The organism is Streptomyces sp. NPDC030021, assembly GCF_055574035.1.
Map to the genome: position 1 here is coordinate 524099 of NZ_JBVIAH010000001.1, position 14030 is coordinate 538128.

General features: G+C 70.4%; 15 protein-coding genes. All 15 read right to left on the reverse strand.

The annotated features are described in order from the left end of the window. The 15 genes from ACZ4YL_RS02270 to dapA all read right to left on the reverse strand — a co-directional run bounded on the left by ACZ4YL_RS02270 (position 1) and on the right by dapA (position 13731). On the reverse strand, positions 1-1200 hold the full coding sequence (locus ACZ4YL_RS02270) for an acyl-CoA dehydrogenase family protein (RefSeq protein WP_468113315.1): 1200 nt from the start codon (positions 1198-1200) through the stop codon (positions 1-3). Continuing rightward, positions 1197-2798: an amino acid adenylation domain-containing protein gene (locus ACZ4YL_RS02275; RefSeq protein WP_468113316.1), complete on the reverse strand. Its 1602-nt coding sequence runs from the start codon at positions 2796-2798 to the stop codon at positions 1197-1199. Before ACZ4YL_RS02275 ends, ACZ4YL_RS02270 begins: the two co-directional genes overlap by 4 nt. Continuing rightward, positions 2795-3514, reverse strand: a complete 720-nt coding sequence (locus tag ACZ4YL_RS02280) for a thioesterase II family protein (protein WP_468113317.1) — start codon at positions 3512-3514, stop codon at positions 2795-2797. Before ACZ4YL_RS02280 ends, ACZ4YL_RS02275 begins: the two co-directional genes overlap by 4 nt. Before the next feature lie 56 nt (positions 3515-3570). After that, the gene (locus tag ACZ4YL_RS02285; RefSeq protein WP_468113318.1) at positions 3571-3837 is read right to left on the reverse strand and encodes a phosphopantetheine-binding protein; all 267 of its coding nucleotides are present in this window, start codon (positions 3835-3837) and stop codon (positions 3571-3573) included. Positions 3838-3857: 20 nt separating this feature from the next. Next, positions 3858-4811, reverse strand: a complete 954-nt coding sequence (locus ACZ4YL_RS02290; protein WP_468113319.1) for a chlorinating enzyme — start codon at positions 4809-4811, stop codon at positions 3858-3860. A 224-nt stretch (positions 4812-5035) separates the two neighbouring features. Beyond that, the gene (locus ACZ4YL_RS02295) at positions 5036-6508 is read right to left on the reverse strand and encodes an MFS transporter (protein ID WP_468113320.1); all 1473 of its coding nucleotides are present in this window, start codon (positions 6506-6508) and stop codon (positions 5036-5038) included. Positions 6509-6610: 102 nt separating this feature from the next. Further along, positions 6611-7972: a UDP-glucose dehydrogenase family protein gene (locus ACZ4YL_RS02300; RefSeq protein WP_468113321.1), complete on the reverse strand. Its 1362-nt coding sequence runs from the start codon at positions 7970-7972 to the stop codon at positions 6611-6613. A 2-nt stretch (positions 7973-7974) separates the two neighbouring features. Further along, complete coding sequence (locus tag ACZ4YL_RS02305) at positions 7975-8535, reverse strand: thioredoxin family protein (protein ID WP_468113322.1); 561 nt, start codon at positions 8533-8535, stop codon at positions 7975-7977. Positions 8536-8552: 17 nt separating this feature from the next. Continuing rightward, the gene (locus tag ACZ4YL_RS02310; RefSeq protein ID WP_468113323.1) at positions 8553-9023 is read right to left on the reverse strand and encodes a VOC family protein; all 471 of its coding nucleotides are present in this window, start codon (positions 9021-9023) and stop codon (positions 8553-8555) included. A 43-nt stretch (positions 9024-9066) separates the two neighbouring features. Further along, the gene (locus ACZ4YL_RS02315) at positions 9067-9396 is read right to left on the reverse strand and encodes a putative quinol monooxygenase (protein ID WP_468113324.1); all 330 of its coding nucleotides are present in this window, start codon (positions 9394-9396) and stop codon (positions 9067-9069) included. After that, positions 9393-10574 carry a hypothetical protein gene (locus tag ACZ4YL_RS02320; RefSeq protein ID WP_468113325.1) on the reverse strand — a complete coding sequence of 394 codons (1182 nt, stop codon included), beginning with the start codon at positions 10572-10574 and terminating at the stop codon, positions 9393-9395. Before ACZ4YL_RS02320 ends, ACZ4YL_RS02315 begins: the two co-directional genes overlap by 4 nt. A gap of 85 nt (positions 10575-10659) precedes the next feature. Beyond that, positions 10660-11130, reverse strand: a complete 471-nt coding sequence (locus ACZ4YL_RS02325) for a VOC family protein (RefSeq protein ID WP_468113326.1) — start codon at positions 11128-11130, stop codon at positions 10660-10662. After that, positions 11127-12395, reverse strand: coding sequence for a Rossmann-fold NAD(P)-binding domain-containing protein (locus ACZ4YL_RS02330; protein WP_468113327.1), 1269 nt, complete (start codon positions 12393-12395; stop codon positions 11127-11129). The genes ACZ4YL_RS02325 and ACZ4YL_RS02330 overlap by 4 nt, the downstream gene beginning before the upstream one ends. Before the next feature lie 5 nt (positions 12396-12400). Then, the gene (locus ACZ4YL_RS02335; protein ID WP_468113328.1) at positions 12401-12787 is read right to left on the reverse strand and encodes a cupin domain-containing protein; all 387 of its coding nucleotides are present in this window, start codon (positions 12785-12787) and stop codon (positions 12401-12403) included. A gap of 44 nt (positions 12788-12831) precedes the next feature. After that, positions 12832-13731 carry a 4-hydroxy-tetrahydrodipicolinate synthase gene (dapA, locus tag ACZ4YL_RS02340; protein ID WP_468113329.1) on the reverse strand — a complete coding sequence of 300 codons (900 nt, stop codon included), beginning with the start codon at positions 13729-13731 and terminating at the stop codon, positions 12832-12834. Positions 13732-14030 lie beyond the last annotated feature (299 nt).

The window sequence follows — 14030 nt, forward strand, 5'->3', positions numbered from 1 at the left end:
TCAGCTCGCCTCGTAGATCATGTCGCGCATCAGCTCGCTGGGCCCCGCCGCGACCGTGCCCGCCGTCGCGTCGCGGTACAGCCGCGCTACGGCTGAGTCCTCCACATACCCCTGCGCCCCGTGGTATTGGGCGCACACCTGTGCCGCGGACAGGGCCAGTTCGGTGGAGCGCAGCTTCAGCACCGATGCCGTACGGGTGTCGAGGCGGCCTCTCGAATGCAGCCAGGCCGCGTGGTGGGCATACCGGCGCACCATGTCGAACTCCCCGTACAGTTCGCCGAGTCGGTGCCGTACGGACTGGTGCGAGGCCAGGGGTACGCCCTTGACCCGGCGGGTGCGGACATGGCCGTCGAGCAGGCTCAGGGTGTGCCGGACGCCGCCGACGGCCAGCAGTCCCGCCACCAGCCGTTCGAAGTCCAGGGCACGCATCAGCTGCATCAGGGCGCGGTCCCGTCGGCCGAGTACGGCGTCGGCCGGGACCTCGACCCCCTCGAAGGTGATCTCGGCGATGTCGGCGGCACGCCAGCCCAGCATCGGCTGCGGGCGCCGGGTGATCCCCGGACTGCCGGCGTCGACGAGCAGCATGCTGGCTCCCGTCAGCCCCCGCTCCGCCCCGGAGTCCGGGGTGGGCCGGCGCGTGCGGGCCAGTACGACGAGCAGGCCCGCACCGGTGCCGTTGGCCACGTAGCTCTTGTGCCCGTCGAGCACGAAACCCGCGGTGTCATCGGAGCCACGGGGCGCTGCGAAGGTCCGCAGGCCGCGCAGGTCCGATCCCGCCTCGGGCTCGCTGATGGCCAGGGCGGTGACGCGCTCGCCGCGATGGGCGGCGGGCACGTGAGCCGCCTGTTGCTCGGGAGTGCCGAACAACAGGACGTAGGAAAGTGCCATGTACGCGTGGACGCCGATGGAGGCCCGGATGCCGGCGTAGCCGGTCGCGCCCAGTTCCTCCAGCAGCACGGCACTGCGCAGGAAGTCCTCGCCCGTGTGGCCGACATCCAGGAGTCCGGCCGCGCCGAGCTCCTTCCAGGCGTCGGCCGCGATGGCGCCCCGCTCCTCCCAGGCCTCGGCCCTGGGCAGCACGCATTCGGCGAGCTGCCCTCGGACCCGGGCGCGGAACGCGTCGTGGTCGGAGCTGAAGAAGGGGAATTCCAGGGCCAGTTCCGGAGCGATGAGCTGCCGACCGGTGAGGGAGGTGCTCATGACGACGCTCCTGCGGGGATGGAGAGGGGGTCGTGAGCGGCGAGCAGGGCGCGCCGGTCCACCTTGCCCGTGTCGGTCAGGGGCAGTTCGGCACGGAGCCGGATGACGGGCGGCACCATGTAGGCGGGCAGGATGCCGCGCAGATGCGCGCGGATCTCCTCGGGGTCGCGGTCCGCCGCGTCGGGTACTGCGAAGGCTACGAGCTCCTGTCCCCCCTGCGCGTTCGGCCGGGTGGTGACGAAACTCTGGCGTACGGCGGGGTGTGCGTCCAAGTGGTAGGCGATCTCGCCCAGTTCGATGCGGAAGCCGTTCACCTTGACCTGGTCGTCGAGCCGGCCCTGGAAGACCAGGTGGCCCCGTTCGGAGAGGCGGGCGCGGTCGCCGGTGCGGTAGAGCCGTTCGCGGACTCCGTCGATGTCGGCCTCGACGAACTGGCGCTCGCTGATCTCCGGCAGCCCGAGGTAGCCCGGGGAGAGACCGGGTCCGGCGAGCAGGACCTCACCGGTCTCCCCCGGTTCGCACAGTCTGCCGTCGTGGACCACGTAGGCACGGGTGTTCTGGATGGGCCGGCCGATGGGGAGGCTGGACTCGTCCGGGTGGAGCGTGCGGACCGGGTGGTAGGTGGCGAAAGTGGTGCACTCGGTGGGCCCGTAGACGCTGACGATCCGCTCGGCGCCGTAGGCGCGCAGGGCGGTGGCCATGTGGGTCAGGGAGTGTGCCTCGCCGCCGGTCAGGATCGTGGTGACGGTGTCGAGGGTGTCCGGGGCCTCGTCGACGATGGTGTTGAAGAGGGCGGTGGTGAGGAAGAGCACGCTCACCCGGTGCTCGGTCAGGACGCGGCGCAGCCGGCCGAGCCGGATGAAGGAGTCCGGGTACAGCACGCAGGTGCCGCCGTTGAGCAGGGCGCCCCAGATCTCGAAGGTCGCCGCGTCGAAGGAGGCGGGTGCGAGCTGGAGCAGGACGGTGTCCTCGTCCAGCCGCGCGTAGCGGGCGTCGTGGACGAGGCGGGCGATGCTCCGGTTCCGTACGGGGACGCCCTTGGGGGTGCCGGTGGAGCCGGAGGTGAAATTGATGTAGGCGATGTCGTCGGGGGACCCTTGGTACGACGGCGGCTGCCTCCGCTCCGTCAGGAGCTGCAGCTCCACCGGGACGACGGTCTGGCCCGGCAGCCGGGCGCGGACGGCGCCGGTGTCGGCGGCGCGGGTCAGGACATGGGTGCCGCCGGTGCGCGCCAGCAGGGTGCTCAGCCGGTCGTCCGGCAGGGACGCGTCGGCGGGAAGGTAGGCGGCGCCGCACTTGGCCACGGCCAGCAGGGCGATGATCAGCTCTGCCGAGCGGCCGATGAGTACGGTGACGGTGTCGCCGGGGCGGACACCCGCGTCCTCCATCCGCGCGGCGAGGTCGTTGGCGAGTCCGTCCAGCGCCCGGTAGGCCAGGCGGCCCCCGGGGTGGACGAGCGCGGTGGCGGTGGGGCGGCGGGCGGCCTGGGCCTCGAACAGCTCCTTGACCGCGCGTTCGGGGTACGGGGTGGTGGTGCCCTGGTTGAGGGCCTGGTGGGCCGCCAGGGCGGCGGCCGTCGGGCGGTGCGGTGTTGTCATGAGGGTCCCCCCAGCCTCGCGTTGATGGTTTCCAGCAGTCGGTCCCGGTGCGTGTCCAGGAAGAAGTGCCCTCCGGGCATCTCCACCAGTTCGCAGTCGCGACTGGTGTAGCGCGTCCAGTCGCGCATGCCGGCGTGTCCGTCGACGGGATCGTCGCGTCCGTAGAGCGCGGTGATGGGCACGTCCACACCGGGTGCGCCGTGGCGGTCGCCCCACAGCTCCGCCAGCCGCATGTCGGCCCGCATCGTGGGGAGGAACAGGCGCATCATGTTCTTGTCGTCCAGGATCTCGGCGGGTGTGCCGCCCATGGCGCGGACCGCGTCGAGGTATGCCTGCGGCGACAGCTCGTGCAGATAGGGGCGGGCCTGCGGGGAGTTGGGGCTGCGGCTGCCGGACACGAACAGTCTCCGGGTGGCTCCCGGGTCCGTCCGCGCCGCCAAGTGGGCCATCTCGTAGGCGATCCGGCCTCCGAAGCTGTGTCCGTAGAAGGCGTGCGGGGCACTGAGGAGGCCGCCCGAGCGGAGTGCGGTGAAGGTGTCCGCGAGCAAGGTCTCCCAGTCCTCGTACATCGCCTCGCGCAGCCGGGGACCCCGGCCGGGCAGCCTGACAGCGACCAGTTCCACCCCGTCGTCCAGGCCGGCCGCCCAGCTCCTGAAGAGGTCGGGGCCTCCTCCCGCGTACGGGAAGCAGATCAGCCGGACGCGGCGCGTCCCCACCGCGGGCCGAAGCACCGGCGCCCATCTGTCGCTGTCGGGCCGCACGGCCGACCCCCTCACTCCTGGGTGTTCTGGAGGATGGATGCGGCGATGTCCCGGACAGCGCTGCGGGCGAAGAGGTCGTCCGGGGACAGGACGTCGTCGCCGAAGGTCTCGTCGGCCTGGGAGATCAGGCGGATCGCGGTCAGCGAGTTGCCGCCGGCCTCGAAGAAGTCGTCGTCGGCGTTCTCCACTGTGAGACCGAAGTCCCGGCAGGTGCTGACGACCCACTGCTCCAGCTCTTCCTGGGTCTGGGGCCGCGTGCTCTGGGCGTTGTTCGACACCGTGATCGTCCTTTCCTGTCTCAGTTGGTGCGGAACGGGTGGCCGTTGACCGTGCTGTCCACGAAGCGGTTGTGGCCGTAGGTGTCCCGGCCCGAGGTCAGGACGTTGCCGAACCGGGCGAGGCTGGCCTGTCCGCCGAACTCCTCCAGCTCGGTGGAGTACGGGTAGACCTTGACCGAGGTCGGCAGGTAGCGGCCGGCGAAACCCAGCCGCATCTGGTCGGTGAGACCGCTGTGCGGGTGCGAAGCGTGCATCAGCGTCGACCAGAAGACGATGAACTGGCCCTGGCGCATGACCTGGGAGACGGCCTTCGCCTCGTCCGGGCTCCAGTTGGGGTCCTTCTGGAGCTGGCGGTAGTCATGGCCGAAGAAGCCGCGGCGGATGCCGTTCTTCTCCGTGTTGTTGATGGCGTCCGGGTCGTAGTCCATGGTCTTGGACTCGTCGTAGTTCATCGTCTTGTGCGAGCCCGGGATGAACTGGAGGCAGCCGTTCTCGATGCTGGCGTCGGTGAAGGCCGTCCAGACGGTGATGGTCCCGCCGAAGTCCGCGTCCTCGGGCCAGACGATCTGCGGGTGCTTGGATCCGGCGACGTTGGAGAAGTTGTCGGCCTGGTGCCAGTCGGTGCCCTCGTCGCCCGGATACTTCGGGAAGAACTCGGAGCGCCAGCACAGGGTGTCCTCGCCCAGGATGCTGGAGACCCGGTCGACGATCTCGGGCCGCGTGATGTGGTCGGCGAGGAAGTCGACGTCCAGGTGCCGGTCGTAGTTCGCCAGGTTGGTGTTGCCGGACACGGCCTTGCCGCCGCCGTAAATGGCCTTCTTGGTGCTCAGCAGCTTGGGACGGAGGGCCTGGAGGTTCGCCTCCATCTCGTCCTTCTCATAGAGGTCGAAGGGGCCTATGTATCCGTCCCGCTGGAACTTGTCCAGCTCTTCGGCACTGAGGGAGAATTTCTTGGTCTCGCTGATCTGGCTCATGTCTTGGCTTTCTCGCGAAGAATTGTACGGAAGCGTGTGCGAGCAGCGAATATTTGTATGACTGCTCACCGCATTGGAAAGGCTCATCGGTGCGCGCGGAGCGCTGCACAGACAAGGGAGCCTGAAGGAATTCCTCGGGGGGCGAACCCTCCCGGTATCCCCGAGTCCATCATGTGACTTTCGGTCTCGTCAACAGAATTCCTGCACTATTTCCCGGGCCGCCTTCATTTCAGCGGAATCGACCGTTCGTGTCCCTCGAATTCCGGCGTGTTCCGGGCGGCGCCGGCGTCAGTGCAGGACGCGGCGAGGGATTCGTTGACCTCTTCCAGGGCCCGGCCGGTCGTCGAGGGGCCGAGCAGCCCGATGTCGAGCGCGATGATGCCCAGCGTCACGGCGACCAGGGCGAAGAGCACCCCTGATCCGAAGTCGTCCAGCACCGGCACGAGGAGGAACGGCATCGCGGCCGTGGTGATCCGCGACAGGGAGTACGTCCAGCTCACCGCGGTGACGCGCAACGCGGTGGGGAAGATCTCGGCCTGGTAGACGTGGTAGGAGTTGGAGAAGACGTTGCTGACGGCCGTGTAGCACAGGCCGGCCAGCACGATGGTGACCTCGCTGTCCGCGCTGCCGAACAGCAGCCCGGAAGCCGCCATCGACAGCGCCGCTCCCACGATGAGGTACTTGCGCTCCACTCTCTCGATGAGCGGCAGCGAGAGCAGCGAGCCGAGCGGGTAGCCGAGGAACGTCACCGCGCTGAACAGCAGCGAGTGGACGATGGAGTAGCCCTTCGCGGAGAGCACCAGGGGGGCCATCGTGCCGAACCCGTAGCCGCCGAAGGCCTGCATGAGGTGGAAGACCGTCATCATGCCCATCCGGCGCCGGTACACGGGGCTCTGCATCAGGGCCCGTAGAGCCTCGCGCGTGGTCGGCGCCCGCCGGTCGCCGGCGGGCCCGGTTGCGGGCCCGGCTGCGGGCCCCGTCACCGGGCCGGAGGTGTCGCCCAACTCCTTGAGCGTCGCCTCGGCCTCATCGATCCGGCCCACCGAGGCGAGCCAGCGTGGGGACTCCACCAGGTTGCGGCGCAGGGCCAGGACGACGAGCCCGCCGGCCGATCCGATGAGGAAGAGCCAGCGCCATCCGTCGAGGCCCAGCGGACTGAGCGGTACCACCCAGCGCGCCAGCAGGCCCACGGCGGGCACCCCCATGAACCCGATGGTGTAGGCCCAGGCGGTGTATCGGCCCCGGTGGCGGGCCGGCAGCAGGTCGCTGAGATAGGAGTCGGCGAGCGGCAGGACCGGGCCGATGCCGAGCCCGGCAAGGAGCCGGGCGCCGATGACCATCGACACGTCGGGGCTGACCGCGCCCACCGCCGAGAAGACGGTGTAGACGGCGATGGCGCCCAGCATGACCCGACGCCGTCCGTACCGGTCCGCGAGCCGTCCCGCGACCAGCACGCCGATGAACATTCCGACGAAGACGGACGCCAGCACCGCGGAGGTCTGGGTACGGGTGAGGTCGAACCGGCTGGTGAGCACGGCGCCCAGCACACCCGACATGAAGATCTCGAACATGTCGAAGAACAGGGCGAGTCCGACCGTGCCGACGATGGCCCGGTGGCGGAGCGTGGGCGCCAGGCCGTTCATCCGGTCGGCGATCGAAGCAGCCCGGTCACGGGTCGGTAGGCCTGCCTCGGCCATGGTGGGTCGCTCCTTCGCGCGTCGGGAAAGGGGATCAAGGGGAATCGGGATGAATCGATAGGAGAGGGGTGGAGACGGGTGGAACCGGCAGGACGCCCTGGCTCAGGCGGCTTCGGGCGCGTCGAACGGGATCTGGCCGGCCAGCGGCACCCGCCCGGGTGCCCGCACGCTCCAGCCCGCCGCCGCCCACGCCTGGTGGTCCAGCGCGTTGCGGCCGTCGACCAGCAGCGGGGTACGCACCAGCGTGGCGAGCCGGCGCGGATCGGCGACCCGGAACTCCTCCCACTCGGTGAGCAGCATCACCAGGTCGGCGCCGGTGACGGCGGCTTCCAGTGAGGAGGCGAAGTTCAGCTCGGGGCGGGCCGCGGCACCGGCCCGGGCCGCCATCGGGTCGTACACGCTCACCTCGGCTCCCGCACGTGCCGCCTGCGCGGCGACGTCGAGGGCCGGCGAGTCGCGCACGTCGTCCGTGTCCGGCTTGAAGGCGGCGCCCAGCACGGCGATCCGCCGGCCGGCCAACTCGCCGCCGAGGGTGTCGCGGGCCATGTCCAGGACCCTGCCGCGGGCCCGGAGGTTGATGGCGTCCACCTCGGACAGCAGGGCGGCCGCCCCCTCACCCCCCAGTTGGGCGGCCCGGGCCCGGAAGGCCCGGACGTCCTTGGGCAGGCATCCGCCGCCGAAGCCGACACCGGCGTTCAGGAAACGGCTCCCGATCCGGGCATCGTGACCGATGGCCCGGGCCAGGGTGGTGACGTCGGCCCCCGCCGCCTCGCACAGCTCCGCCATCGCGTTGATGAAGGAGATCTTGGTGGCGAGGAAGGAGTTGGCGGCCGTCTTCACCAGTTCCGCCGTGGCGAGATCGGTGACCAGGAACGGCGTACCCCGCTCCACGATGCCGGCGTACACCTCCCGCAGCAGCTTCTCCGCGATGTCGGAGCGCACGCCCACGACGATGCGGTCCGGCCGGAGCGTGTCGGCCACCGCATGCCCCTCGCGCAGGAACTCGGGGTTCCAGGCGAGGTCGACGGTGCCCCCGGCCGGGGCGAGGGACACCAGCCGGTCCACGAGCCGGGCGGCCGTGCCCACGGGAACCGTGGACTTGCCCACGACCAGGCAGGGTCGGGTCAGGTGCGGGGCCAGCGCGTCGATCGCGGCATCCACGTACCGCAGGTCGGCGGCCCCGCCATCGGCGGACTGCGGGGTTCCGACGGCGAGGAAGTGGATGTCGGCGAAGGCCGCCGCCTCGGCGTAGTCCGTGGTGAAGCGCAGCCGGCCGGAGGCGGTGTGGGTCCGCATGAGGGCGCCCAGGCCGGGTTCGTGGAAGGGCACCTCGCCGCGGGCCAGCGTCGCGATCTTGTTGGCGTCCACGTCCAGGCCGATGACCTCGAAGCCCATCTCGGCGAGCCCTGCGGCGTGGGTGGCACCGAGGTAGCCGGTGCCGAGCACGGAGATTTTCGGCCTCATGGTCAGGACGGCTCGTTTCCGGGAGCCCACTTCACCGAACAGCCGATGCTGGGGTGGTGCGGTTCGGGCACGGGCCGCCCGGCCAGCGTCTCGGTGACGGCGGACCGTAGCCGCTCCCCCGTCACCGGCCGGCCGTTACCGGGGGTCGAGTCGTCGAACGACCCTCGGTAGGCGAGGGTGCCGTCGGGCCCGTACAGGAAGAAGTCCGGTGTGCAGGCCGCGCGGTAGGCCCGCGCCACCGACTGGTCGGCGTCGATCAGGTACGGGAAGGTCCAGCCGGTACGGGCGACCTGGTCGCGCAGCCCCTGCGGCCCGTCGTCGGGCGCGACCGAGGTGTCGTTGCTGCACACGGCGACGACGGCGAGCTGCGGGAACTCCTCGGAGAAGGCCACGAGCGCCTTCTCCAGGTGCTTCACGAACGGGCAGTGGTTGGAGACGAAGGCCACGAGCAGGGCGGGCGCCCCGGCGTGGTCGGCGAGGCTCACGGTGGTCCCGTCGAGTGCGGGCAGCGAGAAATCGGGTGCGGGGGTGCCGAGCGGCACCATGAAGGAGGAGACGGCCATGTCGGGTGTTCCTTTCGTTACTTCTGAGCGTCCGAGAGCAGCAGCGGCGCGCTCGGGTCCAGGCCGCGGGAGTCGTTGACGAACTCCAGGTACATTCCGTCCGGGTCGATGACGAAGAAGTAGTCGACGAGGGTGCGGCCCGTGGCGATCTCCGTGACCTCTCCGATGCCGGCGGCGATGATCTCCTCACGGGCCGCCGCCAGGTCGGAGACGCTGAAGCCGAGGTGCTTCACCCCGACCTCCGGCAGGTTGTTGCCGACGGTGAAGGACGGACGCGGGGCGGCCGCGTTGGCGGCGTAGTGGAAGAGCTCCAGCACGTAGCTGCTGCCCTCCTGCTGGAGGTGGGTGATGCTCAGCGACTTGTCCTGCTTGGTCCACTCGAGGATGAGGGAGAAGCCGAAGTAGCCGTAGAAGGCCTTGGACGCGTCGAGGTCGGCCACGCTGAAGGCCGTGTGGTGCGGCTGGTAGACGGTGGTGCGGGCGGTCATGGCTTCTCTCCGAAGGGGTGCGGGGGCCGGCGGGCGGTTGCGGTCAGGGGCTGGGGGCCAGCCCGTTCGCGCTCCAGAGCACGTTGAGGAACTCGATGCGCGGCGGGCCCTGGACGAAGGGCACGTGGCGTCGGCCGAACTCGGCGGTCTGCTCCGTGGCCCGGTGTTCCCTGAACGCGGCCTCGTCGCGGTAGATCTCGTAGAAGACGCGGGTCAGCGGCTCGCCGTCGATGCGATGCACCGCGTAGCCGACCAGTCCCGGTTCGTTGGCGGCGGCCTGCGCGATCCGCCACTGGGCGAGGGCGTCGAAGGCCTCGGCTCCCTCCGGCTTCAGCTCGAAACGGGCGACGACCGCGTACTGGGCCTGGCTCACCGCTCGGCCCGGGCCGCGGCCAGCAGCGGGAAGCCGCCCTCGTAGCTGATGCCCCGGGCGAGCTCGTCCTCGTTGGCGGCGATGCAGTCGGCCAGGGCCGCGACCCACTCGGCGGTGATCTCGCGGCGGCGGGCCGTGGCGAGGATCTGGCGCAGCGGGTTGATGTGCGCCTCGGCGAGGCCGCGCAGGCTGCGGATCTGCTCGGGCGTCACGTCGTGGGGGAAGGACGGGGGCAGGGGGCTGTCGCTGACCTTGAAGTTGAGGATGGTGCGGATGCACTTCTCGCACTGGCAGCAGTTACGGTCCTTCTGCTCGCCCTGCCAGCACACGCGCAGGTTGTCGGCGCCCTCGGGCCACAGCCTGGCAAGGCCGGCGACCTTGTCGCTGCGCTCGATGCCGGTCGCGTCGTGGTGCATGCGCATCCGGCCGCCGGACAGCATCCAGTCGGTCATGGGGTTGGAGCCCCAGGGCAGCACGAGCGAGCCGTAGGGCTCCGAGCTGGCGATGACTCCGTGTTCGAACCGGCCGCTGAACAGGGTCAGTACGGAGGTCATGCCGGTGGCGAAGGCGTCTTCCCAGTGGGAGAGGTCGCTGTGCCACAGCTTGCGGAAGTTCGTGGTCACCGGCAGCAGTTCGACGCCGACACCGTCCAGCAGCGGCACGCTGCGGGCGTAGAGCGCGTCGTAGGCGTCGCGCTCCTCCAGCGGGATGTCGTAGCCGTGCACCATGACGGCGCCGGTCAGGTCGAGCGAGCCGCGGCCGGCCGCCTTCTTGACGTGGCGGATCGTCGTGAAGGCGCTGTCCACGCCGCCGGAGAAGGTCTGCAGGGCGCTGCGGGTGTCGGGGCCGGCGCGGTCCGGGACCTCGCGGTCGGCGGAGAGCTCGACGGCGGTGTAGCGCTCGGGGCGCCACTGCACCCAGGCCGCCTGGAACTCCTCGAGGTTCTCCAGGAGCGTCTGCGACACCGGGCCCTCGACGTGCAGGTTCTCGCCCTTGCGCATGGCCACGAACAGCGTGGCCAGCAGGAAGGGGTCCATGAGGTCGGTCAGGTAGGGGGCGTGGCGCAGGTCGACGCGGTACCAGAGGCGGTCGGTCGCGGTGCCGTCCTGGTGGGACACCTCGACGGAGAGCTCCAGGCGGCCATCGGTCTCGGTGCGCTGGACGGGGGCGATCCACATGCTGGGTTGTTCCTTCTCGTCAGTCGGGATGGGACGCGATGGGTACGGGTACGGGTGCGGGAACGGGCGCGGGTGCGGGCCCTGGTCAGGCGTCGCGCGCCGCGGGCGGCTCGATCAGCTCGACGAGGTTGCCGTCGGGGTCGCGGAAGTAGAGGAACTTCACGCCTCGGGCGGCGGCCGGAGCGTCCACCTCGACGGGGCCGCCGACCACCTCGATCCGCCGCTCGCGCAGTTCGGCCTCGGCGGCGGCGATGTCGGCGACGGCCAGGGCGAGGTGGCGCAGGCCGGTCGTGTTCGACGGCGCCCGCGGGTCCTCGGGGCGCACGTGGCGGTCGTACCGGGTGAGCTCCAGGACGGTCTGTGCTCCGGGGATGCGCAGGTGGACGGTGGTCGCCGTGGCGCCGGGCACGCCGACTCCCTCGGCGAACCGGGGGGTGGTCAGCTCCAGCCGCTTGGCGACCTCCGCGCCGACGAGGCCGACGTAGAAGTCGGTGAGCCGGTCGATGTCCACGGTCACCATCGCCACGTGGAGCAGTCCATGGACCTTGATCGTCATCGGACGAGTACCTCTCGTGTCAGCCCTTCCCTCGCTGCGGCCGGGGGCCGGATCGCGGTGGGGGCCGGGGTTCCGGTGTGGAAGGCCGGGTCGAGTGCGGGCAGCACGCCGGCGAGCCGGGCCCGCTGGCGCTGTTCCAGGAAGGCCAGGAACGCCTGCCCGACGCCCGCTTCGAGTCCCAGCTTGAAGGAGTCGGCGACCCACCCCTGGAGGACGTCGCCGCGGGCCGAGCCGAGGGTCGGCCGCAGGCCGGCCGGTTCGTCGACGGCCGACCGGATGAGCGCCGAGTTGCGCAGTACCTCGTCCAGGTCGACCGGGGCCGGGGCGGCCGAGGACAGTCTGGAGAAGGCGTGCGAGACCATCCCCAGCATGTTGTCGTCGGAGGTGAAGAGCCTCTTGCTGATGACCGTGGAGCCCCGGCACAGCATCACGCCGGCCTTGATGTCGGCCAGCTCCTCGCAGATCGGGGCGTAGGTGGCGTGGATCGACAGGCCACCCCGGCTGAAGAGGTCGAGGCTCCGCACGATGGTCGGATAGTGCAGGTTGGAGTAGTGCACGAAGGCCGCACCGCGAGCCGCTCGGCCCACGATGACGCCTTCGCCGAGCCTGAGCGGGGTCCCGTCGGGCGCGGTCATCGGGTCGAGGTCCTCGGCGTACTCGACCTGTTCGGGTTCTCCGAGCAGGTCGGTGCCGATGTAGAGCTGGTGCGGCATCTCGACCTCGAAGACCGTCGGCGACGCCGTGCCGGAGGCGCCTCGCCCGCGCAGGTTGTCCGCACGGCGGTCCTTGGAGAAGTTGGTGACGCACAGGACCGGGTCGAGGTCGTACAGGTCGATCAGCTCACGGACCGCGCCGTGCACCTGTGAGTGCAGGTAGTTGCGCACCAGGACGGCCTGCGAGGTCTCCAGGACGCGGCGGACGTCGTCGACGAGTTCCGGCGGGACCGTGAAGGGCTTCTCGATCACGAACTTGCGGTAGCCGGCGCGCCACCACTCCAGCAGTGCCGGGGCCAGCGTACGGCTCGGCAGGCAGAGGTCGACGATGGCCGACTCCGGTGCCACGGGCGTCAGTTCCTCCCGTCCGGCCACCACCTTCTCGGCCACCCGGTCGCGCCGCAGCAGCGCGGCCAGCTCGGGCCCGGCCTTGCGGGCCGGGTCGACGAACTGGATACGGGCGCGGTCCAGGCGGCCGGAGCGGGCGAGGTGCGAGTAGGCCCGGTAGTGGAGCGATCCCGCCTTTCCCGCTCCGGCGATCACGACGTCCACGAGGGTCAGCCCGCCTTGACGTGCTCGACCGCGCCGCCGAAGTCGGCGTCGCCGATGTGGAAGGCGAGGTAGCGCAGCGTCTCCGTACCGGTGTTGGAGATCCGGTGCTTCGTGCCGCGCGGAATGCGGACGCAGGAGGTCGGGGCAAGTTGGTACAGCTCGCCGTCGAACTCCAGTTCGGCATTGCCGGCGATGATGAAGTACGTCTCGTCGGTCTTGGGGTGGTGGTGCACCTGACCGCCCTTGCCGGGCTCCGCACTGGCCACGGCCACGCGCACGACACGGCTGCCCGGGTTGTCGGCGGCGGCGTAGAGCAGCGACCGTACGACGTCGCCGCCGTACACGCCCTCGGTCATGGCGGCCACATCGAGCAACGGGTTCATCTTGTTCATCCCTTCCAGGGTTCGGCTGACTGCGGCGGGCGATGTGCGCCGGCTCAGAGGAGTTCGCAGTCCTTCATGATCGTTTCGAGCTCGCCGATGCGGTCCTCGGGCAGCGGGGTGAGCGGCAGACGCGGGTCGCCGACCTCGAAGTGGGCGAGGGAGAAGGCCTTCTTGAGGGCGATCGGGTTCGTCGCGAAGTAGATGCCGCGGTAGAACTCGGCGAACTTGAGGTACAGGTCGCGCGCCGTGGCGAAGTCACCGGCGAGCGCCGCCTCGACGATCGAGCGGCTCTGGCGGGGCATGACGTTGGCCGCCACGGAGATGTGCCCGTGCCCGCCGAGGAGCAGGGTCGGCAGTGCGGTGAAGTCATTGCCGGCGAGCACCACGAAATCGGCGTCGCGCACCAGGTGAAGCACCCGGCGCAGTCGCACGATGTCCTGGTTGCCCTCCTTCATTCCGATGATGTTCGGGTGGCTCGACAGCTCGGCCACCTGGTTCGGCGAGATGTCGACGGTCGTGCGGCCCGGCAGGTTGTGCATCATCAGCGGGATCTGCACGGAGTCGGCGACCTTGCGGAAGTACGCCACCAGACCGCGCTCGGTGGGCGGGTCCAGGTAGGGGGTGAAGGCGAGTACGGCGTCGGCCCCCAGCTTCTCGGCCTCCTTCGCCAGCTCCAGGGTGCGGGTCAGGTTCTCCGTGCCGATGTCGGGGATGACCATCGCGCGTCCGGCTGCCTGCTCGACGCAGATCCGGGTGATGCGCAGCTTCTCCTCGTCGGTGAGGGCGGCCGCCTCGCCGGTCACGCCATTGGGACACAGCCGCGTGACGCCGTTGTCGATCTGGAAGTCGACCAGGCGGCGCAGGGCCTCCTCGTCGAGGGCGCCAGAGGGGTCGAAGGGAGTGAGAAGGGTGGTGTACGCGCCGATGAAGCGGCGCGTCTCGGTGCTCAGCACAGGTTCTCCAAAGGGGTTTGGTCGGGGTGACGCGGCAGGCAGGCAGCAACGGCCGGCGCTGCGCCGTCGGGCGCGTCTGACTGCCGCCCGGGGGCGCTCGCGTCAGGGCATGGCGAGGATCGCGGGCACCGTTGACCGCGGCCGGGCAGGCAGGGATGAACCGCGGGCAGGCTCGGGCCTGCGGGCGGGGGGGAACGAGGCGCGGCCGAGCACGGCCGGCACGTGGTGCGGCGGCGGCCGGGGCGCCGGCGCGAGGGAAGGGGAAGGAGAAAGGAAGGAAGCGAAGTGAATGGAGGGGA

Excerpts from the sequence above, each read along its gene's own strand:
- ACZ4YL_RS02270 (WP_468113315.1), bottom strand. The coding sequence starts at position 1,200 with ATGAGCACCTCCCTCACCGGTCGGCAGCTCATCGCTCCGGAACTGGCC.
- ACZ4YL_RS02320 (WP_468113325.1), bottom strand. The coding sequence starts at position 10,574 with ATGTGGATCGCCCCCGTCCAGCGCACCGAGACCGATGGCCGCCTGGAG.
- ACZ4YL_RS02310 (WP_468113323.1), bottom strand. The coding sequence starts at position 9,023 with ATGACCGCCCGCACCACCGTCTACCAGCCGCACCACACGGCCTTCAGC.
- ACZ4YL_RS02325 (WP_468113326.1), bottom strand. The coding sequence starts at position 11,130 with ATGACGATCAAGGTCCATGGACTGCTCCACGTGGCGATGGTGACCGTG.
- ACZ4YL_RS02300 (WP_468113321.1), bottom strand. The coding sequence starts at position 7,972 with ATGAGGCCGAAAATCTCCGTGCTCGGCACCGGCTACCTCGGTGCCACC.
- ACZ4YL_RS02290 (WP_468113319.1), bottom strand. The coding sequence starts at position 4,811 with ATGAGCCAGATCAGCGAGACCAAGAAATTCTCCCTCAGTGCCGAAGAG.
- ACZ4YL_RS02335 (WP_468113328.1), bottom strand. The coding sequence starts at position 12,787 with ATGAACAAGATGAACCCGTTGCTCGATGTGGCCGCCATGACCGAGGGC.
- ACZ4YL_RS02295 (WP_468113320.1), bottom strand. The coding sequence starts at position 6,508 with ATGGCCGAGGCAGGCCTACCGACCCGTGACCGGGCTGCTTCGATCGCC.
- ACZ4YL_RS02275 (WP_468113316.1), bottom strand. The coding sequence starts at position 2,798 with ATGACAACACCGCACCGCCCGACGGCCGCCGCCCTGGCGGCCCACCAG.
- ACZ4YL_RS02305 (WP_468113322.1), bottom strand. The coding sequence starts at position 8,535 with ATGGCCGTCTCCTCCTTCATGGTGCCGCTCGGCACCCCCGCACCCGAT.